The organism is Bifidobacterium erythrocebi (assembly GCF_012932675.1).
In the GTDB taxonomy this organism is placed as follows: Bacteria; Actinomycetota; Actinomycetes; order Actinomycetales; family Bifidobacteriaceae; genus Bifidobacterium; species Bifidobacterium erythrocebi.
In genome coordinates, this window is sequence record NZ_JAAIIF010000005.1 from 24,480 (window position 1) to 46,599 (window position 22,120).

The 22,120-nt window shown below is 61.6% G+C and carries 16 protein-coding genes; 14 read left to right on the forward strand and 2 right to left on the reverse strand.

Annotated elements, in window-relative coordinates:
• Positions 1-28: 28 nt before the first annotated feature.
• The 8 genes from mtnN (at position 29) to G1C98_RS01230 (ending at position 9,938) form a co-directional block, all read left to right on the forward strand.
• Positions 29-739 carry a 5'-methylthioadenosine/S-adenosylhomocysteine nucleosidase gene (gene mtnN / locus G1C98_RS01195; RefSeq protein ID WP_169078481.1) on the forward strand — a complete coding sequence of 237 codons (711 nt, stop codon included), beginning with the start codon at positions 29-31 and terminating at the stop codon, positions 737-739.
• Between the two features lie 120 nt (positions 740-859).
• A complete protein-coding gene (locus tag G1C98_RS01200; RefSeq protein ID WP_169078483.1) occupies positions 860-2,200 on the forward strand; it encodes a sensor histidine kinase in 1,341 nt (446 codons plus the stop codon).
• 52 nt (positions 2,201-2,252) lie between these two features.
• The gene (locus tag G1C98_RS01205; protein WP_169078485.1) at positions 2,253-2,957 is read left to right on the forward strand and encodes a response regulator transcription factor; all 705 of its coding nucleotides are present in this window, start codon (positions 2,253-2,255) and stop codon (positions 2,955-2,957) included.
• A 199-nt stretch (positions 2,958-3,156) separates the two neighbouring features.
• Positions 3,157-4,278 carry a phosphate ABC transporter substrate-binding protein PstS gene (pstS, locus tag G1C98_RS01210; protein WP_169078487.1) on the forward strand — a complete coding sequence of 374 codons (1,122 nt, stop codon included), beginning with the start codon at positions 3,157-3,159 and terminating at the stop codon, positions 4,276-4,278.
• Between the two features lie 129 nt (positions 4,279-4,407).
• Positions 4,408-5,361: a phosphate ABC transporter permease subunit PstC gene (pstC, locus tag G1C98_RS01215; protein WP_169078489.1), complete on the forward strand. Its 954-nt coding sequence runs from the start codon at positions 4,408-4,410 to the stop codon at positions 5,359-5,361.
• On the forward strand, positions 5,358-6,350 hold the full coding sequence (gene pstA, locus G1C98_RS01220) for a phosphate ABC transporter permease PstA (RefSeq protein ID WP_169078491.1): 993 nt from the start codon (positions 5,358-5,360) through the stop codon (positions 6,348-6,350). The genes pstC and pstA overlap by 4 nt, the downstream gene beginning before the upstream one ends.
• Positions 6,351-6,390: 40 nt before the next feature.
• Entirely contained in the window at positions 6,391-7,170 is a 780-nt protein-coding gene (gene pstB, locus G1C98_RS01225; RefSeq protein WP_169078493.1) for a phosphate ABC transporter ATP-binding protein PstB, read from the forward strand.
• A 1,373-nt stretch (positions 7,171-8,543) separates the two neighbouring features.
• Complete coding sequence (locus G1C98_RS01230) at positions 8,544-9,938, forward strand: NCS2 family permease (protein ID WP_169078495.1); 1,395 nt, start codon at positions 8,544-8,546, stop codon at positions 9,936-9,938.
• Positions 9,939-10,059: 121 nt separating this feature from the next.
• On the opposite strand, the gene G1C98_RS01235 is transcribed toward G1C98_RS01230, so the two are convergent.
• Positions 10,060-10,965, reverse strand: a complete 906-nt coding sequence (locus G1C98_RS01235) for a metal ABC transporter solute-binding protein, Zn/Mn family (protein ID WP_169078497.1) — start codon at positions 10,963-10,965, stop codon at positions 10,060-10,062.
• 218 nt (positions 10,966-11,183) lie between these two features.
• On the opposite strand from G1C98_RS01235, the gene G1C98_RS01240 reads away from it, so the two are divergent.
• The 6 genes from G1C98_RS01240 (at position 11,184) to G1C98_RS01265 (ending at position 18,751) form a co-directional block, all read left to right on the forward strand.
• A complete protein-coding gene (locus G1C98_RS01240) occupies positions 11,184-11,825 on the forward strand; it encodes a hypothetical protein (RefSeq protein ID WP_169078499.1) in 642 nt (213 codons plus the stop codon).
• 321 nt (positions 11,826-12,146) lie between these two features.
• The gene (rplJ, locus tag G1C98_RS01245; RefSeq protein WP_169078501.1) at positions 12,147-12,668 is read left to right on the forward strand and encodes a 50S ribosomal protein L10; all 522 of its coding nucleotides are present in this window, start codon (positions 12,147-12,149) and stop codon (positions 12,666-12,668) included.
• A 107-nt stretch (positions 12,669-12,775) separates the two neighbouring features.
• On the forward strand, positions 12,776-13,156 hold the full coding sequence (gene rplL / locus G1C98_RS01250; RefSeq protein WP_169078503.1) for a 50S ribosomal protein L7/L12: 381 nt from the start codon (positions 12,776-12,778) through the stop codon (positions 13,154-13,156).
• A gap of 179 nt (positions 13,157-13,335) precedes the next feature.
• On the forward strand, positions 13,336-14,907 hold the full coding sequence (locus tag G1C98_RS01255; RefSeq protein WP_169078505.1) for an FHA domain-containing protein: 1,572 nt from the start codon (positions 13,336-13,338) through the stop codon (positions 14,905-14,907).
• A gap of 8 nt (positions 14,908-14,915) precedes the next feature.
• Positions 14,916-18,515: a helicase gene (locus tag G1C98_RS01260; RefSeq protein WP_169078507.1), complete on the forward strand. Its 3,600-nt coding sequence runs from the start codon at positions 14,916-14,918 to the stop codon at positions 18,513-18,515.
• A 32-nt stretch (positions 18,516-18,547) separates the two neighbouring features.
• Positions 18,548-18,751 carry a hypothetical protein gene (locus G1C98_RS01265; RefSeq protein ID WP_335341274.1) on the forward strand — a complete coding sequence of 68 codons (204 nt, stop codon included), beginning with the start codon at positions 18,548-18,550 and terminating at the stop codon, positions 18,749-18,751.
• Between the two features lie 129 nt (positions 18,752-18,880).
• On the opposite strand, the gene G1C98_RS01270 is transcribed toward G1C98_RS01265, so the two are convergent.
• Complete coding sequence (locus tag G1C98_RS01270) at positions 18,881-22,117, reverse strand: metallopeptidase domain-containing protein (protein ID WP_169078511.1); 3,237 nt, start codon at positions 22,115-22,117, stop codon at positions 18,881-18,883.
• Positions 22,118-22,120: the final 3 nt, after the last annotated feature.

The following is a 22,120-nucleotide window of genomic DNA, read 5'->3' on the forward strand; positions in this document are numbered from 1 at the left end:
GCACAAACACGATACGAAAGGAACACCCATGACCCGAACCATCGCCATCATCGGCGCACTGAACGAGGAAGTCGCGCACATCGCCGAAACACTTGGCAACCCCACGCACACCAAGGAGGCAAGCCTTGACGTGACCTACGGCACGCTCACCACCAACGCCGGCGAGGAACTCGGCGTCGCGGCCACCGTGGGCGGCATGGGACTCGTCGCGGCGGCGGCCACCGCCCAGCATCTCATCGACGTCTACCACCCCGAAGCCATCATCTTCTCCGGCATCGCGGGCAACCTCAACAAGAAGCTGCACATCAACGATGTGGTGCTCGGCGGAACCCTGCGCTACCTCGACACCGACATGCGCCTCGTGGGCCAGTGGAAGCCCGGCACCGAAGAGAAGCCCATCGAGGAATTCCACAGCGACGCCCACCTACTGGACATCGCGGGCGAGGCGCTGAGCGACGCCGGCATCACGCACATCACCGGCATCATCGCCTCCGGCAACTACTTCGTGGACGATCCGGCCAAGGTCGAAGAGGTCATCAGTGCCACCGGTGCCGATGCGGTGGAGATGGAAGGCACCGCGGTGGCTCAGGTCGCCGCACGCAACGACGTCCCCTCGCTGGTGATCCGCGCGCTGTCCGACAACGCCGACACCGACTACGAGGAGTTCAAGGGCTTCGACATCAGCGAATACGCGAACACCGCCGCCGGGATCGCCGTGGACATCCTCAAGCGTCTGTAGGTGAACAATAGCTGAACTTCAGGCGTATTACGCATGATCGCCGCCATCGCTTCGCTACTGTGGTAAAGCGAAGATGCCCTTTGGGCAAACCCCGATAGTCGAAAAGGCAACAAGCAGCGAATGCAATGGTGGCAGATTCTCCTGATGATCGCGGCGGTGGCGGCAGCCGCCCTCGCCGCGTATTGGGCAGGCAAGGAACGCGGCGAGCGCATCGCCGGCGAAGAACATGACGGCGGCAGGAAGACCGTAGGCGGCGAATCGCTGCTCGGCTCCGGCGAGTCGAAGCGGAGCGTCGAAGAGGCGTTCATGCGCGCGTTGCCCCAGGCCGTGGCGCTGACGGACGGCAACGGTGCCATCCGGTATGCGCGTGACGACATCGAACAGTACGGCTGCGTGGCGTCCGGTCATATCCGCAACGACGATATGCTCGACATGCTCGCCCAGGTGGAGCATGACGGGGTGAGCCGTGAACGCGAGCTTGAGGTGACTCGCCCGGCTGCCGATCTTGAACGTGGATCTTCGGGCAGGGGAGTGCGGGCCGGCCAGGCCGCGCCCTCGCGCGAACGGTATCTGAGCGTGCGGGTGAGCGGCATAGGCGATGGCCTGTTCGCGCTGTTCATCACGGATGTGAGCGAACGCAGGCATTTCGAGGAGATGCGCCGCGAGTTCATGACGAATGTGGCGCATGAGCTGAAAACGCCTGCGGGCGCGATCTCGCTGCTGGCCGAGACCATTTCCGACGCGTCCGACGATCCTGACGCGGTGCGGTATTTCTCCGGTCGTGTGAGCAAGGAATCCGCGCGACTGACCGAATTGGTGCAGAAACTCATCGACCTGCAGAAGATGCAGGATGCCGGGCATGGCCTTCAGCCGAAACGGCTGTCCGCATTGGCCGTGGCCCGCGCCGCGATCGACGCGAATCGCGTGCAGGCCGACCGGCGTCACATCGACCTGGTGCTGGCGTACGGCGGCACGCAGCTGGGGCTGGAACCGGCTGGCGACGACCCCGACGTGTGGATCGAATGCGACGAGAACGCGATCGTCACCGCGGTGAAGAACCTGGTGGAGAACGCCATCCACTATTCGCCCGAACACACCACGGTTCGTGTGGTGGTGAGCGAGGATGCGGGCAACGTGCACATCCGCGTGATCGACCAGGGCATCGGCATTCCGGAAGCATCCATCGGCCATATCTTCGAACGCTTCTACCGCGTCGACCCGGCACGCTCCCGCCAGACGGGCGGCACCGGCCTGGGCCTTGCCATCACCAAGCACTGCGTGGAGGACTGCGGCGGCACGATTTCCGTATGGTCGCACGAATCCGAGGGGTCCACGTTCACCATCGAACTGCCGTGCGCCGGCGATGCTGGCAGTGTAGCTAACGCCAGCAGCGCCAACGATGCGGACAGCACCAACGATGCGGACAACACCGGCGATGCCGCAACCGGCCAGACGGCATAGCGGAACAGATGACCGGCAGAGAAGCTTGAATACAGAGAAATGAGGAAACAGCATGACACGCATACTGATCGTGGAAGATGAGGAGTCCTACCGGGAACCGCTGGTGTACCAGCTCACCCGCGAAGGCTACGAGGTCTCCGCCGCGGCCACCGGCGAGGAAGGGCTCGAACTGTTCACCCACGGCGGCATCGACCTGGTGCTGCTCGACCTGATGCTCCCCGGCATCGACGGAACCGCGCTGTGCCGCCGCATCCGCGAGCAGAGCCGCGTGCCGATCATCATGCTGACCGCGAAAAGCACGGAGATTGACAAGGTGGTCGGTCTGGAGATCGGCGCCGACGACTATGTGACCAAGCCGTACTCCTTCCGCGAACTGCTGGCACGCATCCGCGCCGTCATGCGCCGCAACCAGAACGCCCAACAGCAGGGCGTGGCGGGCGACGACGACGTGCCGCTGGTCTGTGGCGACATCGTGATGCACGTGGGTCAGCATCAGGTCACCGTGCGCGGCGAATCGGTATTCTTCCCGCTGAAGGAATTCGAACTGCTCGAATACCTGATGCAGAACAAGGGACGCGTGCTCACCCGCCACCAGCTCATCGACCGCATCTGGGGCGCGGATTACGTGGGAGACACCAAGACGCTCGACGTGCACGTCAAGCGCGTGCGCGCCAAGATCGAGGAAGTGCCGAGCCACCCGAAATACCTGAGCACCGTGCGCGGACTGGGCTACAAGATCGACGAACCCTCCGACTGACGGTCGCTTGCGGCCCGACTGCCGACTGATAGGCCTGTCGGTTGCTCGATAGCCCAGTCGCAAATGACGGGAACTGTTCATCTTCCGTTCACCTATTTTGGTTCGGGGCACCCGCCGGATTCCCTAGGCTTGTAAGTGTCCTAAGCGACGGGCGGCCACGGCCCCCGTCCAGACAGATGACATGAGGAATAAGAAGATAATGAACAAGAATCTCATCGTTCGTTCACTGGCCGCCGTCTCCGGCCTGGCCATGCTGGCCTCCCTCGCCGCCTGCGGCGACAACACCGCGGCCACCACTGATTCGACTTCCACCAAGAACTCCAGCACGCAGATCTCCGGCGACTACGCCGGCGCAGGCGCCTCCTCCCAGCAGGCCGCCGTCGAAGCCTGGATCGCCGGATTCAAGAACACCAACCCGGACGCCAAGATCGCCTACAATCCCTCCGGCTCCGGCGCCGGCGTGACCACCTTCCTGCAGGGTGCCACCGCATGGGCAGGCTCCGACAAGGCGCTCGCCGACGACGAGGTCGAGCAGTCCAAGAACGTGTGCGCCAAGGGCACCGCCTTCGACGTGCCGGTGTACGTCTCCCCGATCGCGGTCGTGTTCAACCTCAAGGGCGTGTCCGACCAGGGCAAGCACGTCAACATGGATGCCTCCACCATCGCCAAGATCTTCGACGGCAAGATCACCAAGTGGAACGACGACGCCATCAAGTCCCAGAACCCGAAGCTCGACCTGCCCGACACCGACATCACCGTCGTGCACCGTTCCGATAAGTCCGGCACCACCCAGAACTTCGTGAGCTACTTCAAGGATGTGGCCCCGAACGACTGGACCTACGACCTGTCCGAGAACTGGCCGAACGAGGTCGGCCAGGGCGCCAAGGGCACCTCCGGCGTGATCAACACCGTCAAGCAGGCCGACGGCACCATCGGCTACGCCGACTTTTCCCAGATCGGCGAGCTGGGCACCGTGGCCGTCAAGGTCGGCTCCAAGTACACCGAGATCTCCGCCGACGCCGGTTCCAAGGTCATCGAGGATTCCAAGATCGCCGACGTCAAGGGCGACCACCGCGTCGTGGTGAACATCAACCACAAGACCGAGGCCGACGGCGCCTACCCGATCGTGCTGGTCTCCTACGACATCGTCTGCCCGGCATACAAGGACACCAAGACCGCCGAGTTCGCCAAGTCCTGGCTGAGCTACGTCACCAGCGACGAAGGCCAGAAGACCGCCCAGCAGGCCGCCGGCACCGCGCCGCTGCCGAGCACGCTGACCGCCAAGATCGCCGAATCCATCAAGGCGATCTCCACCAAGTGACAAGTCGCTGACTTGCCGTTCCGAGCGAAGTCGGAGCCCCCGATTCCCATGTAGGATGAGAGGAATCCGACTTCGCTCAAACTGCTGAGTACACCAAATACGTTCCGAAATACGTTCCAAGGAGAACTTGTGAGTTCGCAAGACAACACGGCCGAACGCCATGGCAGCGGCAAAACCGCCGACAAGGTATTCAAAGGCGTCGCCTATGGCTGTGGCATCCTCATTCTGGTGGTGCTTGCCGCCGTCGCCCTGTTCCTGCTGTTCCGCGCATGGCCGCTGATCGGCGGCGACCAGAAGGCCAACAGCGCCACGATTTCCAGCTTCACCGGCGGCAAGGCCACCAACTTCTGGCAGTACGTCGGGCCGCTGCTGTTCGGCACCGTGCTGGTTTCGGCCCTCGCACTGCTGATTTCCTTCTTCGTCTCGGTGGGCATCGCGCTGTTCATCTCGCACTACGCGCCGAAGAAGCTCGCCACCGTGCTGAGCTACGTGGTCGATCTGCTGGCCGCCATCCCGTCCGTCATCTACGGCCTGTGGGGTGGCCTGGTGCTCGTCCCGGCCATCTACCCGTTCTGGAACTGGCTGTCGAAGACGTTCGGCTGGATCCCGATCTTCGCCGGCCCGGCCGCCAACCCCTCCCGTACCGTCGCCACCGTGTCCGTGGTGCTCGCGGTCATGATCCTGCCGATCATCACCTCCATGTCGCGCGACATCTTCCTGCAGACCCCGCGCCTGCAGGAAGAGGCGGCTCTGGCGCTCGGCGCGACCAGATGGGAGATGGTCAAGCTCGCCGTGCTGCCGTTCGGCAAGTCCGGCGTCGTGTCCGCCTCCATGCTCGGCCTGGGTCGCGCACTCGGCGAGACCATGGCCGTGCTGATGATCCTGTCCCCGGGTCTCAACTATTCGTTCAAACTGCTGCAGGCCTCCCAGAACCAGACCATCGCGGCCAACATCGCGGCGCAGTACCCGGAAGCGAATTCGCTGGGCGTCTCCGCGCTGATCGGCACCGGCCTGGTCCTGTTCCTCATTACCTTCGTGGTGAACTTCACCGCACGTAAGATCACCGAGAAAGCGAGCGCATGATGTCCGCAACCGAAGAATCCCCCATGAACGGCGCGCCCGTCATCGACTTCGACAAGTTCAAACCCACCCGTTCCTTCATCGCGGCCCGCAAGCGCAAGGACGCGGCCATGCGCATGCTGATCTCGCTGGCGTTCATCGTCGCGCTCGTGCCGTTGATCTCCGTGCTGTGGACCACCATCGCCAACGGCGTCAAGAGGCTCAACCTCAACTTCCTGAGCTATAACATGACAGGCGTGGTCGGCGGCAACCCGACGCCCTCCGGCGGCTACGGCGGCGTGCAGCACGCCATCATCGGCACGCTGGAGATCACGCTCGGTGCCATGGTCATCTCCATCCCGATCGGCCTGATGTGCGCCGTGTACCTGGTCGAGTACTCCAACCGCGGCAAGCTGTCGCGCGCCATCACCCTGCTGGTGGACGTGATGAGCGGCATCCCGTCCATCGTGGCCGGCCTGTTCGCCTTCTCGATGTTCACCATCCTGCTCGGCCCCGGCACCATCAACGGCTTCGAAGGCTCCGTGGCGCTGTCGCTGCTCATGTTGCCCACCGTGGTCAAGTCCAGTGAGGAAATGCTCAAGATCGTGCCGAACGATCTGCGCGAGGCCTCGTATGCGCTGGGTGTGACCAAGCAGCGCACCATCACCAAGATCGTGCTGCGCACCGCACTGCCGGGCATCGTGTCCGGCTGCATTCTGGCCATCGCGCGAGTGATCGGCGAGACCGCGCCGCTGCTCATGACCGCCGGCTACATCGCCTCCACCAACGTGAACCTGTTCTCCGGCCAGATGACCACCCTGCCGGTGTACGTCTACCAGGAATACTCCAAGCTGAACGCCAACTGCCCGGTCGGCGCGGACGCCTCCTGCGTGACCACCATCCCGATGGAACGCGCCTGGGCCGCGGCTCTCGTGCTCATCGTGCTCGTGCTCATCCTCAACCTCATCGGACGTCTGGTGGCGAAGCTGTTCGCCGTCAAGACCGAACGCTGATCCGTGCAGTCGTAACCAACCAATTCATAAGGAAAATCACATGGGACAACGTATTGATGTCAACCATCTGAACATCTACTACGGCAACTTCCTGGCCGTGGAGGATGTGAACCTCAACATCGAGGCGAACAAGGTCACCGCATTCATCGGACCTTCCGGCTGCGGCAAGTCCACGGTGCTGCGCACGCTCGACCGCATGCACGAGATCATCCCCGGCGCGCACTGCGAGGGCGAGGTGCTGCTGGAAGGCAAGAACCTGTATGCCAAGGACGTAGACCCGGTGGCCGTGCGCCGCGACGTGGGCATGGTGTTCCAGCGTCCGAACCCGTTCCCGACCATGTCTATCCGCGAGAACGTGCTCGCCGGCGTGAAGCTCAACAACCGCAAGATCGCGAAGTCCGATGCGGACGATCTGGTCGAGTGGGCGCTGCGTGGCGCGAACCTGTGGAACGAGGTCAAGGATCGTCTGGATAATCCGGGCGTCGGCCTGTCCGGCGGCCAGCAGCAGAGGCTGTGCATCGCGCGCGCCGTGGCCGTGCATCCGCAGGTGCTGCTCATGGACGAGCCGTGCTCCGCGCTCGACCCGATCTCGACGCTGGCCGTGGAGGATCTGATCAACGAGCTGAAGAACGACTACACCATCGTGATCGTGACGCATAACATGCAGCAGGCCGCGCGTATCGCCGACTACACGGGCTTCTTCAACCTGAAGGCCGTGGGGCAGCCGGGCCACCTGGAGTACTTCACCGACACCACCACCATGTTCAATAATCCTCAGAACGAAGAGGCCGAGCGCTACGTGTCCGGCCGCTTCGGCTGATCGATGAGGTCGATCCGCCAAAACGCAGCGGCAATTCGGTGGACTGTCGCAAGTCGGCTTCAGCCGATTGGAAACCAGTGCTTCGCGTAGTGGCTCCGTAATTACACGCTTTGGCTGATCTGCGGAATCGGTTCGCTCCCGCAATCCGAGGAATCCGCTCGCTGGGCCATGCTCGGCGGGCGGATTCTCCCATTGGCTGGATATTTTGGACGTCTGAGAGACTTCCTAGCGTCCGTTTTCCTCCAGTGCCTGGGTGTTTTTGGCGTGTGACTGGCTTGCCAGAGGTCGTTTTCTCCCACTGTCTGGATGTTTTGGTCGTCTGATTGGCTTCCTAGCGTCCGTTTTTCCCATTGGCTGGATGTTTTGGGCGTCTGGGATCCCTTTCGGCGTCTGTTTTTATCCAGCCGGTGGAATATTTGGTCGTGTGAGCGACCTATCAGGGGTTATTCTTCCCATTGGCTGGATGTTTTTGATCTCTGAATGTCCGGAAGACGCCCTTTTCCCGCTGACTGGATGTTTTTGGCGTGTGAATTCCCTCTCAGCGTCCGTTTTCTTCCAGCGACTGGATATTCTTGAGTCTAAGTGGCTTGTCAGGGGTTGTTCTTCCCATTGTCTGGATGTTTTTGGCGTGTGGAGTCCCGCTTAGCGTCCGTTTTCATCCAGTTGGTGGGTGATTCAGTCGTGCAGGTGCCCCGTCAGGGGTTATTTTTCCCATTGGCTGGAGGTTTTTGGTGTCTGGGATCCCCCTCAGCGTCTGTTTTTATCCAGTCGGTGGGTGTTTTTGGCGTGTTAGTGGTCTGTCAGGGGTTGTTTTTCCCAGTGTCTGGATGATTTGGTCGTGTGAGCGACTGGGCAAGGGCATTTTTATCCAGTCAGTGGGTGTTTTTGGGCGTGTCAGTGGGGGATTTGGGCGTGTGAGTGGTGTGGCAGAGGGTACTTTTTTTATGCGGAACCGTCTCGTATGCTGATGCCGCCGTTGCTGATGCCACTGTCGCTGCCGCTGCCGACGCCGAGGACACCCCGAAGCATATGTATGCCAGGTTGGGATTCCGGGTCGTGGATGAGACGTATGAGTATGTCTGCGCCGATCTGGCTGGTCTTACGTTGGATTAGAGCGACGTTCCGCCAAGTCCTCTGCAGCCCCTCAACAGCCTTCCACGACGTTTCCGCAAAGCCTTCAACAGGCCTTCCACAAAGTCTTCCGCAGGTCTTCTGCAATACTCTCGCAGCCCATGCAATTCCGATGACCCATGGCGGTGCTAGGGTAAGCGCGTTCGGAACTTACGTTCCACGGCGAGTCGCGATTCTCGCCGGAGCGCGTGCGGAACGTGCGCGTTCCTATCAACCCAAGACAACAAGACAGAGAAGAGATAATGGAAAAGTTTTTCCATCTGAAGGAGAACGGCACCACCGCGTCCACTGAAGTCATGGCCGGCCTGACCACGTTCTTCGCCATGTCCTATATCATCATAGTCAACCCGCAGATCCTGTCGCAGACGGGTATGCCGTGGGGCGGCGTGTTCCTGGCCACCATCATCGCGGCCATCATCGGCACCCTCGTGATGGGCCTGTTCGCCAACGTACCGTACGCCCAGGCCGCCGGCATGGGCCTCAACGCGTTCTTCACCTACACCGTCTGCTTCGGTCTCGGATTCTCCTGGCAGCAGACCCTGTGCATGGTGTTCCTGTGCGGTCTGATCAACATCATCATCACCGTCACCAAGATCCGCAAGATGATCATCAAGGCCATTCCTGAGCTGCTGCAGAACGCCATCGGCGGCGGCATCGGTCTGTTCGTGGCCTATGTCGGCTTCTTGAACGTCGGCTTCTTCACCTTCACCACCAAGGACGCCAAGGCTGCCGGCAAGGGGCTTGCCACGGCCGCGACCCCGGGCCTGGCCGTCATGAACAATCCGACTATCTGGCTGTTCATCATCGGCCTGATCCTCGCCATCGTCTTCACCGTGCTCAAGGTGCGTGGCGGCATGCTGCTGTCCATCATCATCACCGCCATCATCGGCATTCCGATGGGCCAGACCACCATGGCCAACTCCGTGTCCATCGCCGACACCTTCGCCCAGCTGCCGCAGACCTTCGGTGTGATCTTCACCAAGGACGGCTTCCCGGCGCTGTTCTCCGATGTGTCCAAGCTGCCGATCATCCTGCTGACCATCTTCGCGTTCTCGATGTCCGACACCTTCGACACCATCGGCACTTTCATCGGTACCGGCCGCCGCACCGGCATCTTCTCCGAGGAGGATGAGAAGGCTCTGGAGAATGGCTCCGGCTTCTCCTCCAAGATGGATAAGGCCCTGTTCGCCGATTCCATCGCCACCTCCATCGGCGCTATCTGCGGTACTTCGAACACCACCACGTATGTGGAGTCCTCCGCGGGCATCGCCGCTGGCGGCCGCACCGGCCTGACCTCCGTGGTCGTGGCGATCTGCTTCGCGCTGTCCGCGTTCCTGTCCCCGATCATCTCCGCCGTGCCGTCCGCCGCGACCGCCGGCGTGCTGGTCGTGGTCGGCTGCATGATGGCCTCCTCGCTCAAGGAAATCGAGTGGGGCGACATCTCCGAGGCTATCCCGGCGTTCTTCGCCTCCGTGTTCATGGCGTTCAGCTACTCCATCTCCTACGGCATCGCCGGCGGTTTCATCACCTACTGCATCATCAAGACTTGCAAGAAGCAGGCCAAGGATGTCCATCCGGTGATCTGGGTCGTGGCGATCCTGTTCATTCTGGACTTCGTGGTGACTGCGATTCTGTAGTCCTGCGGGTCGTAGGGGCTTCTGATATGGCGAAGCGCTCGATTCCTCCAGTGGGGGAGTCGGGCGCTTCGCCATAGTTGGGTGTGACGGTTGGACGGTGCGACGGGTGCTGACTGGATTTTCAGCTGGTATGCCCGATGGCGCTGACGATGGCGCTCATCCAGTCCAGCAGGCTGTCGTATGAGCTGGGCATCTGTTCGCTGATTTCGAGGATCGGCACGTTGGCTTTCTTTGCGGCGGCGGTGATTTGCTGGGTTGTTTCGTTGGCTTCTTGCGGGTTGAAAATAAGCATGGAGATGCGTTTGTTCTTCAGTGCGTTGGTGAACTGCGTGATGTCGCCGGGTGTGGGCTCGCTTTCGTTCGCTGCGGCCTGCGCATACCCGGTGGGTGTGCGGTCGACCATGCCCAGGTCGTCGGCGAGATAGTGCGCCACGGATTCGGTTGCGCCGTAGGTCATGCCGTTGGTCGCTTCCTTGTTTTTGTCGATGCGTTCTTCGAGCTCATGCTCTTTGGCCTGCCATGCCTTATTGAGTTTGGCGAATTCGCTGGCTTTGGCCGGCATTGCCTCGCGATAGGCGGCGGTGATCGCGTCGGCGGTTTTGGTGCGGACGTTGGCAGAGAACCATACGTGCGGGTTGTCGCCGTCCTTCTTGCCGCCCGCTTCGGCGGCATTCACCACGGTCGCCTTGCCGTTTGCCGCGCCTTTTACGGCCCATGAGTCGTAGTCGGCACCGTTGACGATGGCGACTGTGGCCTTGTGCAGTCGGTTCACGTCTGCGGTGGTCGGCTCGTAGTCGTGCGCCTCCACGTTGGTGGAATGGATGATGCTGCTTACCTCCACCAGGTCGCCGCCAAGCTCTTTGGCGAGCGTGCCCCACTGGTTGATGGATGCCACCACGGTGATGGTGTTCTGCGTCTTGCCGTTTGCGTTGCCGTCTGTGCTGTTCGCGCTTCCGCATGCGGTGCCTGTCAGCAGCAATGCCGCGCAGGCTGCGGCTGCGGCGAGGGTTTTCTGTAGATGGTTCAATGGCTCTCCTTAGTTCTGGTGGGCGCTTCATCGTGTGATTGCATGCGAGGCGCATAGGTGCTGTGTGCTGTAACAGGGTCACCATATCATAAATGAGAACCGTTATCAATAAATGGGTGTTGAGAGTGTGCGCCATGCTTGCCGGTTGGGTCTGCGTCCTAGAGTGAGTGCCGTCAACATACGGCAACGCGATACAGCGGGGAGAGAAAGGAATACATATGGCCAAGCCGTTGGTCGAGGTCAACATCACTTCGTGGAGAAAGAACCGCGTCCCCGCGGGCAGCGAGCACGGGCGTGTGCTGGTGATGCCGGGCACGGGCTACAACTGCGACCGCCCGCTGCTGTACTGGGCGGCCCAGGCGCTGGCGGAAAGCGGATGGCGCGTGGACCGTATGAACGTGCGCAACGCCTCCGACGACCTGTCGGTGGTCACCCCGGTGATCAACGGCGCGATCGACGGTTGGGTGGAGCGCGTACGCAAGGAGGACAAGTCCGGCAGGCTGATGCTGATCGGCAAGTCCCTGACCACGCTGACCTATCCGCATGTGGCGCGTGCGCATCAGCTGCCGTTCGTGCTGCTCACCCCGGTGATCAACCCCGCGGACTTCGACCCGACCGATCAGATCATCCCCGTACAGGACGAGAGCGGGGAAGTGGCGTACCCCGGCCCGGCGCCGCTGGTCTGCGCCGGTACGGCCGATCCCTTCTACGATCGTGCCAAGGCGTACAAGCTCACGTCTCACGTGCATGAATATCCGGATGCCAATCATTCCATCGAGGTGCCCGGCCATTGGCGCCGCTCCCTCGACTACCTCAAGGAAGTCACCGCATCCGTCGAGCAGTACGCCGCCACGCTGTGATGAGTTGTGACGGGCTGTGACGATGCCGCACGTTGACTGCGTTGTCGCGGCGTATCGCGATTACCTTGCGACACGCCGCGGCGGTCGAAGTCGTGGGCGGTGCGTACTGTTGCAATCCGTAAACCACAGACCGTTGGTTGAGGTGCGCGCGAGTGCACTTCCGAAGTTTGGTTCGCCAAGCCAGCGCAGGTTGAGAGATGTAAGCCCATTTGCGGGTTGCCGGAAACGGTTTTATGTTGCTCTGCCTGTGCGCAGGGCTTTTTTTATTGCCCGGTAAGGCGTACGAACCTCAAGTCAACGGCCGACTTAGGAAGGAACGCCATGAAGAGGCCCGAAAAGGAAGCGGTGGTCGCTCAGCTGACGGACGAGTTCCGTTCTGCTGATGCTATCTACCTGACCGAGTACCGCGGGCTTACCGTTCCGCAGATCTCCGATCTGCGCGAAAAGCTAGGCCGCGATACTTCCTACACTGTGGCAAAGAACACGCTGGCACGCATCGCCGCCAAGGAAGCGGGCATCGAGGGTCTCGACGAGATTCTCGCCGGCCCGACCGCCATCACCTTCGTGCATGGTGACTTCATTGAGGCTGCCAAGGTCATCCGTGACTTCGCCAAGGACAACAAGGCCCTCGTCATCAAGGGCGGTTTCGCAGACGGAACCGTGTACGATGCCGAAGGTGCCAAGCAGCTGGCAGATCTCAAGTCTCGCCCGCAGCTGCTCGCGGAATTCGCCGGCGACATCAAGGCTACGATGTCCAAGGCCGCGTACCTGTTCAACGCTCTGCCGACCAAGGCCGTGCGTACGATCGATGCGCTGCGCGAGAAGCAGGAAAAGGCTGCCTGATTCACCTGCGGCTTGCCGCATGAATCGATAATTGCAAAGAAAACAAATTTTTAGGTGACGGTCACCTCTTCAATTCAGCCCGTCACCAAGATTGAAAGGAAGCCATTATGGCTAAGTACACCAACGATGAGCTGCTCGAAGCTTTCGGTGAGATGACCCTGGTTGAGCTCTCCGAGTTCGTCAAGGCCTTCGAAGAGAAGTTCGACGTCGAGGCTGCTGCCCCGGTCGCCGCTGTTGCCGCTGCTGCTCCGGGCGCTGCTCCGGCTGCTGAGGAGAAGGACGAGTTCGACGTCATCCTCTCCGCCGTTGGCGACAAGAAGATCCAGGTCATCAAGGCCGTCCGCGCCATCACCTCCCTGGGTCTGGCCGAGGCCAAGGCTCTGGTCGACGGCGCTCCGAAGCCGGTTCTGGAAGGCGCCAAGAAGGAAGACGCCGAGAAGGCCAAGTCTCAGCTGGAAGAAGCTGGCGCTACCGTCGAGCTCAAGTGATTCTCGCGGCTTAAAGCCGCTTGTCACAGCTTTCCGCGAAACCCCGTACCTGGTTCCAGGTGGCGGGGTTTCGCCGTTAATGGGAGAAAGTTGTTAATTCCTGAGCGGGAATCCCCCAAAAGGGATTGCTGCATGACACAATAGGAATAGTGTCTAATCGTGAAAAAGGAGGCTATGCGGTGAGTGCTGAAATGGCGTGCCACTGGCAGGTAACGGTCAACGGTGACCAACAGATCACTGTTCATCCTGGTGAGAACGTTGAGATTGGACGTAAGCCCCTGCGACCGCTGCCCGATGACGGTACGAGGCGTATGGAGGTGGAGGATTCCACCAAATCCATGTCGAAGCGCCACGCGCAGTTCTCCGTACGCGGTGACGGCCAGGCCATCCTGCACGATCTCAATTCGACCAACGGCACCTACATCATCCGCGACAACGGCGAACTGATGCGCCTGCCGGAAGACGACGACTATATACTTCCCTACTCGCCGATGCGCGTGCAGTTCGGCGATGTGCCGGCCGATTTCGAACGCGTGGATGCTTCGGAGCCTGATCAGAGCGCGCCCGTGGCGAACCTGTTCGACTACTCGACGCCCATGGTCACGCATCAGGAACCCGATGCGGCGGATATGTCCGTCGATCAGATTCTTGACCTGCGTGCCGGCGAGCCGACGACCATGTTCCAGTCCCAGCGTCCGAAGACACGGAACAAGCCGGTGCTGAATGGCGGTGCGAATGAAGCCGCGGCCCAGCCCGTGCAGCTTGTTCAGCCGGTTCAGCAGCCCACTCAGCCTGCACAGCCCGCACAACCCATCCAGCCAGCGCAGTTCGCGGATCAGCCTGCCCAGCAGGAACATGTCGAGCAGCCGGTGGTGCAGCCGATGCTCGATCGGCAGCCTTGGCAGAACGAACAGGGCGAATCCTCCGAGCAATCCGCGGAAGTGATGCCGACGCCGCAGCCATCCATGCAGCCGGTTCAGCGTCTGGCGCAATCCGCCGAGGAATCCTCCGAGCAGGCTCGACTGATGTTCCCCAGCGATGACGATGAGCAGGGCCAGCCGCGCAATCTGTTCGCCGGTGTGGGCGAGAATGCAGCGGATGTGCGCGAGCCCCGCGAATCCGGTATGTCGGAGCAAGAACAGAGCATCGAACCGGATATCGTGGAACCTGCGAACGGCCAGCAGCCGCAGCAGGCCACCGTGCAGGCCGAGCCGCTGTTCGCGCAGCCGGAAGCGAACAATGCCCCGACCGTCAACCCGACCGTCAACCCGACCGTCAATCCGGCTGCCGATCAGGCATTCATGCGGCCGCAAGCGGAGCCGGAACCGGAGACCGCGGTGTTCCGTGAAGCCCGTTCCGTGGTGTTCACCCCGCTTGCCCAGAGCGATGGCACCCCGCAGAACAATGGCTACCAGCCTTCCATGAATTATGCCGAGCCCGCCGGGGGATTCACGCCGGCCTTCGAACCGGGGTCCGTGTTCGACAAGGTGTCCCGCGGCGAGTTCAACAAGCCGCCGGAGCCCATCATCGAAGTCGACGGACTTACCTCCGAGGACGCACGGCGCACGCCGGATATGACCAAGCAGTTCGAAATGGCGCGTCACACCGAGCTGCTGCCGTTCCTCGCCATGAACCCGTCCCTGTACGACGACCTGTACGCATGGCTTGCGGCACAGGGCAACAGGGATATCGACGAGGCCTTGGCCAACAATCCCGGCTATCAGGATTATCGTAAAGCAGTAGGAAAGTGATCGGATACATGAGTACGCAATCCATGCTTGACCAATTCCAGAAATGGCATGACGACTACCGTTCCTCGCTGGCACCGTCCCCGTTGGAGGACATCAACCAGCTCAGCGCGCAGCTCGACATGACGCACGCGCACCCCTCCGGCGTGGCGCAGCTGTTCGCGGCCGGCCATGTGACCTTGGAATCGATGTTCCGCGATAACGGCATGCTGCGTGCGGCGGAACGCCGGCTGGGGCGCGTGCTGGAAAGCCAGGCCTCCAAGAAGCGCGTCAGCGGTGTGGCCGAACTGTCCCTGATCGTCGGTGTGGCGACGTGGAAAGGCAACGCGCTGCCGGTGCTGCTGTACCCGGTCGACGTGACGCGCAGCGAACAGTTGGGACACTCCTCGCTGAGGTTCACCGGCAAGGTGACGATCAATTCGGCGCTGGTTTCAAGGCTGCATGCCGCCGGCGTGTTCATCGACGAGGACAGGCTGCTCGACAGCTCCAACTACCGTTCCGGCTCCCCGGAGACGTCGGCCATCTTCACCGCCATCTCCAACGAGGCCAAGACGCGCATCGACGACTTCTCCATCGAACGCCGCATCATTCTCGGCTGCTTCATGGAGCCCGCCGCGCTGATTCTTGCGGAGACGCAGCGCATCATCGACAGGCTCGGCAATGGCCCGAGCGGCAACGTGCTGCTCGACGCCCTTGCCGGCGACGAATCCTCCCGGGCCACCCTGGGCAAGGCGTCCATCCCCGAATACAGCCCGTTCGATGCCGACCCGCATTCCGAATACGAGGTGGGCGATGTCGACAACACCGTGCGATACGCCGCACAGCTCGCCGCCGCCGGCCATAGCATCGTCGTCGACTCCGCTTCGGGCAACGACACCGCCGAACGTGCGGCCGCCATCGCCTCCCGTTGCGTGATGAGCGGGCGTTCCGTGCTGTACGTGCCCGGCGTGGCGGAACAGAAGCGTCATTTCCTCCAGTCCATGCATGCCAACGAAATGACCGGCATGGTGCTGGACATCGCCGACGAGGATTCCAACACCAGCATCGACCGTCAGCTCATCGCCGCAGTCGGCTTCCAAGCCGGCGTTGCCAGCCAGCATTTCGACCAGCTGTCCGACGAGCTGGTCGGCGTGCGCTCCCGTTTGACGCGGTACTTGGGCGATCTGCACGGCGTCAACGAGAAGTGGGGCGTTTCCGCCTACCAGACCATTCAGAACCTGGCGTCGATCTCCACATACCCCACCCATCCGAGCACGCATGTGCGCCTTTCCGAGGCGTCCGCGCGTCAGATCGGCGGGCATCTGGACGATTGGGCGGTCAAGCTCAAGCGTGCCGGCGAGCTCGGCGAATACACGCTCGGGCCTGACGACACCGCCTGGTACAAGGCGTCGATCACCACCGAGGAGGACGCGGTGAACGCGTACCAGCGTGTGGTCGATCTGATGCAGAAGGTGTTCCCCGCAGTGCGCGAGCATGTCAGCATCACCGCGCAGACCTGCGGGTTCCCCGTGCCGACCACCGCCCGCGAATGGGCGCGCCAGATCACTGTGCTCAAGAATCTCAGGCGTGTGCTCGACGTGTTCCAGCCCGAGATCTTCGAACGCGACATCGACGCGATGATCGAGGCGACCAAGTCCAAGGAGCAGCGCAAGAGCGAAGGCACCACCATGGGCTTCTGGGAGCGCCGCCGCCACGTGCGCGAGGCGAAGTCCCTGCTGCGCGTGGGTGCGCAGGTCGAGAACCTGCACGACGCCCTCATCGTGGTGAAGAAGCAGGGCGAGCAGTGGCACGCCCTCGTCCCGCACGGCGGATGGCCCGTGCTGCCGCAGCGTCTCGATCAGATGATCTCCATCCAGGAGACCATGTCCGAGGACATCACCGCCCTTGACGCCGTATTGAGCACCACCCCGCGTGGCGGCGAGCTTGAGGCGCAGGACTTCAACGATGTCGAATCCCGATTGAGGGGGTTGTACGACGATCATCTGGCGCTCGACACCCTGCCGGAGCGCTGCCGTTTGGAGAACGAGTTCCAGGCTGCTGGCCTGAACGATCTGGTGACCGATCTGACCAATCGTCAGGTGGGCAACGATGCGGTCGGTGCCGAACTGCAGCTCGCCTGGTGGACCACCGTCTTCGAGGACATCGTGCATTCCTCGCCGATCATCTCCAACCAGGACGGTTCCGCGCTGGTCTCCGTCACCGAACGGTTCGAACAGGTCGATGTGGAGCATGTGCGCTCCATCGGGCCGATGGTCGCCCAGGAATCCATGCGGCGTCTGTGCGACCTGCTGTTCTCACGTACGCAGGAGGCCAATATGCTGCACACGCAGCTGACCAGCCAGACCAAGGTGACGCTGGACAGCCTGCGCCGCGAGCATACGGAGATTCTCGCCGCGTCGAAGCCGATTCTTATGGCCACGCCCGACACGCTCGCGTCTTTGACCGAGCCCGCCGTGCTTGCGGATGTCGCCATCGTCGACGCCTGCGCGCATATCCCGGCCATTCAGCTGCTCAGCATCGTCTCGCGCGTCAAGCAGATCGTGATCATCGCGCATCGCAACACGGTCACCTGCGAAAGCTTGAAGCAGCTGATCGACGTGCTGCCGCAGATCGAGGTCAAGTCCCGTCCGGTGCATCGTTCGCTTGCCCTGGCCGCCTTCCTCGAATCCGAGGGGTACGGCGAGGTGCATTACGACGCCTGCACCGAAGCCGTGCGTGGGCATGTGGCGTACCACGGTCTCGACGCCATCGGCACGCCGGTGTTCAACACCGGTCTGGTGGAGTCCAGCCAGCAGGAGATCAACGAGGTCGTGCGGATTATCACCGAGCGCGCGGCCAGTTTCGCCGTGGTGCCGACCACATACATGCTGACCGTGGTGACGCTGACCGATTCGTTCCGCGTGCGTCTGGGCGCGGAGCTCAAGGCCCTTGCCTCCAAGGACAAGGCCATGGGATCGTTCCTGCGCCATGTCCGACTGATCGGCATCCACGAGGTCGCCGGTGCGCAGGCCACGGATGTGATTCTGTCGCTGTGCTATGCGAAGACCGCGCACGGCCGTCTGCTGCAGCAGTTCGGCGCACTGGAGGAGCCCGGTGGTCGCGGCATGCTGCTCGACGCGCTTGCCCTGGCCGATCGCCACGTCGATATCGTCAGCGCGTTCAGCTCCGCCGACATGGACGACGAGCGCATCCACCAGCCGGGTGTGAAGCTGCTCAAGACGATGCTTGCTTGGGCCGAACAGCTCGACGGCGAGGATATCCGCCCGACCGAGTCCGAGTATGGTCGCAACGTGCTGCTCAACGATCTGGCCGATCGCATCCGCAACCGTGGGCTGAATGTCGCTGTGAACTACGGCTTCAACCGCGGCATCACCATCCCGATGGTGGTGGGGCTGAAGGACAAGCCGTTCGCTTTGGCGGTGCTCACCGATGACGCGAACTTCATGTCGATCCAGTCCACGCGCGAACGTCATCGCATGCTGTCCGCCGATCTGATGACGTTGGGCTGGTCCGTCGCCTCCGTGTGGAGTGTCGGCGCGTTCGTCAATCCCGAGAAGGAAGTCGATCGTCTGGTGTCGCAGCTAGCCGACCTGTATAGGGGTATGGAATGAGTGGCGAGAACGGCGTGAACAGCGCAAACGACGTGCAGGCCTACAGCGCGACCCGTCGCACACCGCGCAAGCACAAGCGCGTGGTGCGTCAGGGCACCGAGCTGTTCGATGCCGATGGCGTCAAGCTCGAACCGTCCGACATGATGACCGAGCGGCAGCGCGAGGCGGATGACGACAAGCGCATCCTCACCGAGCTTCCGCCGCATTGGGCGCAGTTCAGCGAACGTGGTCACTGAAAGCGGCTGCTGAGTAGGGAGGGTGAACCTCCCGAGAGCAATCGATGTCATATGTTGAGGCCCCGCACAGAACTTCTGTGCGAGGCCTCAACATATTGTTATGCGGCTAGGGCGTTGTGGCCAGGCGTTTCAGTGCTTCCGCTGCGACGCCGGTCTGTTCACCACTGCCAGCAGAGCGATGGCCGCCACGGCGAGCCCGATCGCCAGCAGGATCGGTACCGCGGCACCGGTTCGTGTCAGCGTCGAAGCCTTGGCGTTGGTACCGGTCGCGGTAGTCGCCGTGTTGGCGTTGTGCGTACCGTTCCCGCCCTTGCCAGGTGTCGACGGCTTGGACGGGTCGCTGGGCGTGACGGGGGAGGGGGACGGAGCGGTGTCGAGGACGCGTGTGGCGCTGTAGTCCAGCGTCGAGGGCTGGTCGTCTGTTATGTGGGAGGTGATTGCCACATACACCCAACGTCCGTTCATCCATCCGGTGGACTGTTGTTGCACAGAGCTGCCAGTGGATTGCGTCACCGATGTGAAATCGGGACTGATCAGCGTGGTGGTGATACGCGAGAAAGTTGAACCGTCGGCGCTGATTTGACGGTCGACGAACGCTATGTAGCCGTTCGGTGCCACATCAAGACCGAATTGCTTGGTGTGGTCCGTGTCATATATGTGCGGGGCATCGATCTGCTTGCGGGCGTTCTGAGTGCCTTTGGCATCGAAGCGGATGAGGAAGTAGCGTGGTTCGCCGTTTTCTGGTTCCATTGACAGCACATAGCTTGCGGATTGCGTTGCGGTGATGGCCATGATATTGACCGTATCCGGCACGAAGAACGAGCGTGTGGGTGCTACCAGAGTGTAGGTCCATGCTGGCGTGGTTCCTTGCGCCGCATCGGCCAGCGCCAGCAGCTTCGCTTCGAGCGCGTCACCTGCAACCAGCAGCAGCGATCTGCCGGCTTTGCCGGTCACCGGGTCCGTGGCGTAGTCCTTTCCGGTTCCGGTAAGCGGCATGATGGCCGGCGTGCCGTCCTGGGTCTCGAACAATTCGGCCGTGCCTTTCGAATCGGAGACGCGCACCGTGCCGTCCTGTCGCGGTGTGAGCAGCCTGACTGTGGAGCCGGTGTAGTCGTAGCTTGTCACATAGAGCACGCTGTTGCCGACGCGCAGCACCGTGTTCCCCGACTGTGAGCCGGTGTACTGCGCCGTCGGCTTGCCGGTGGCCGTATCGATCCAGTAGGTTGTGGCCTTCTCATTGTCTGATGTGCCGAACGTCACTTCAAGGGTGCCGTCACGAAGACTGGCATGGCGGATGACGTCGTATGAATTCAGCGCGTTCCCTAGATCGATGGTCTGGATGTTCGGCTCATTGGTGTAGTCGTTGCCGAATGTGGCGAATCCCAGCGTTGTGCCATCGGCGAACACCATATGCTGCTTGCCCTGGTCGTCGGTGAATATGCTCTGGTTGGCTTTGACGAGCCAGGATTGATCGCCTCGCCATTGATAGGTGCCTCGACTCAGAGGCTCTTCAGGCCCGGGTTTCACCGGTACGCTGATGGCCTGTGACGGTACCGGCTGTCCATCCCTGATTCCCGTGTAGAACGTTCCTTCGGGGAATTCGAAGGAACAGGTGGAGTGCGGCGTGATCGTTCCATTGGCAAGCGAGTAATCGAGGGTGATGGTATCGCCGCCCACGCTGATCATGGCGGAGTACCTGACCCCATCCACCGTTATGTATGCACGGCTAGCGGGATTGACCGGTGTAACCTTCGTGCTGGTTTTGAGCTGGTAGGTGTCGTTGTTGAGCACGCCTCGGGACATGACGGTATCCGTGATGGCGAAGTCGTCCGGATTGACCCGGCCGGCGTCGTTATAGGAGATGCCGACCGTGGCACCGAGCGCGTTCACCGCGGTCACGGCGATGTCGATGCCGGTGAATCCTACGCTTGCCGCTTCGCGGAAGTTCGTCGATGGCGTGGTGGATCCGTTGATGTGGTCGCCCTGCATCAGGTTGGGATTGCCGTTGTGCCCCGGCGCCTGCTTCATATTCACCAGCTCGATGAGTGCGTTGTGCGGCTCGTCGGAGCCACGATTGAAATGAGTGAAAGCATTCGACTCATTGAGCTCCGCCTGAATGCGGTACAGACGAAGGGCCGGTTGCTGCAGCTCGGATTGGTTGCCTACCGGATCGTCGTATTGCAGCATGTAGTAGGACGAGAACTTGCCGTTTGTCCCCAACAGCGCCGAGTCGGCGGAGATCACCACGATGCCGCCCTGTTGCCGCATGTCGTCGTAATCCAGTGAGGTGACGGCCTGGCTAAGCGACGGCTTATGCTCCTGTGTACCACCGCGCTGCACCGTAACGCCTTGCTTGCCCACCACGATGCGGGTCACGTGGTCGTCGTCCAGCCACCCCAGCAGCCATTTCGAGAAGCCGCATTGGTCGGTGACATTGTTGTTCATCATGTCGCTGGTGCCCATACTGCCGTAGGGGTGGGAGGCTTTGGGGTCGCTGTAGTAATCCACGAGGCCGAGCGCATGCCCTGTCTCATGGATGATCGTCTGTGCTCCGTCAACGGTATTCGACGGTGTATGCAGAAACGTCACGTTGCACACTTCCTTGCCGTCGTATACTCGGCCTTGGTCGGAATTGAACTCATGGCTCCACCATTGGCTGTTCCAGCCGGTGCCCGGCCCCGCGAAATGCAGGTACACCGCATCGATGCGTCCGTCGTTGTTCCCGTCGAACTGGCTGAAGTCGACGGTGGCGTCAAGCGCCTTCATCGCTTCGTCCAACAACTCCTGCTCGGTGGCGTATTCGCTGCGGTTGCGGGTGGCATGGTAGTCGAACGCCTGGCCGGTGAAACTGAGCTTGCCGTACGAGGACCGCTGATAGTAGGAATTCAGGCTCTCGTAGGGGTGGAACTTCTGATTCGAGCCGTCGATCAGTGATTGCAGCGCTTCAAGCGTATCGTCCTTCGCGAAGCTCATATCCGGAAAGTCGACGCGGAGCGCGATCACCTTGGCCTGACCGGTGCGTCCCAGACCGAAGCGTTGATTGAGTCCAATAGGTTCCGGGGCTTTTTCGTTGGGATCGTCCGGGCTGAGCGAGGTGTTGATCGGCGCGTCGGTGTGCTGGGACGCATCCGCTTGGCCGGTCTGCTGCGTAGCGGTTTGCGAGGTCTGCTGCGTTGTGCCCTGGACTTGCGTCGTATTCTGCGTTTGCGCCGCCGCACCTTGTAGTTCCTCATTGGCTTGCGCAGTTGCACTCGCCGCCACGCATCCGCTTATTGCGAGCACGAATGCCGTGGCCATGCCTATCATCCGCTTCAGCTTGGCATATCGTCTGTTCGGTCTGTTCGACCCGGTTGGTTCTGCCTCCATTGC

What these genes read in the sequence shown, in the direction of transcription:
- mtnN (WP_169078481.1), top strand. Translation starts at nt 29, where the DNA reads ATGACCCGAACCATCGCCATCATCGGCGCACTGAACGAGGAAGTCGCG.
- G1C98_RS01200 (WP_169078483.1), top strand. Translation starts at nt 860, where the DNA reads ATGCAATGGTGGCAGATTCTCCTGATGATCGCGGCGGTGGCGGCAGCC.
- G1C98_RS01205 (WP_169078485.1), top strand. Translation starts at nt 2,253, where the DNA reads ATGACACGCATACTGATCGTGGAAGATGAGGAGTCCTACCGGGAACCG.
- pstS (WP_169078487.1), top strand. Translation starts at nt 3,157, where the DNA reads ATGAACAAGAATCTCATCGTTCGTTCACTGGCCGCCGTCTCCGGCCTG.
- pstA (WP_169078491.1), top strand. Translation starts at nt 5,358, where the DNA reads ATGATGTCCGCAACCGAAGAATCCCCCATGAACGGCGCGCCCGTCATC.
- pstB (WP_169078493.1), top strand. Translation starts at nt 6,391, where the DNA reads ATGGGACAACGTATTGATGTCAACCATCTGAACATCTACTACGGCAAC.
- G1C98_RS01230 (WP_169078495.1), top strand. Translation starts at nt 8,544, where the DNA reads ATGGAAAAGTTTTTCCATCTGAAGGAGAACGGCACCACCGCGTCCACT.
- G1C98_RS01240 (WP_169078499.1), top strand. Translation starts at nt 11,184, where the DNA reads ATGGCCAAGCCGTTGGTCGAGGTCAACATCACTTCGTGGAGAAAGAAC.
- rplJ (WP_169078501.1), top strand. Translation starts at nt 12,147, where the DNA reads ATGAAGAGGCCCGAAAAGGAAGCGGTGGTCGCTCAGCTGACGGACGAG.
- rplL (WP_169078503.1), top strand. Translation starts at nt 12,776, where the DNA reads ATGGCTAAGTACACCAACGATGAGCTGCTCGAAGCTTTCGGTGAGATG.
- G1C98_RS01260 (WP_169078507.1), top strand. Translation starts at nt 14,916, where the DNA reads ATGAGTACGCAATCCATGCTTGACCAATTCCAGAAATGGCATGACGAC.
- G1C98_RS01270 (WP_169078511.1), bottom strand. Translation starts at nt 22,117, where the DNA reads ATGGAGGCAGAACCAACCGGGTCGAACAGACCGAACAGACGATATGCC.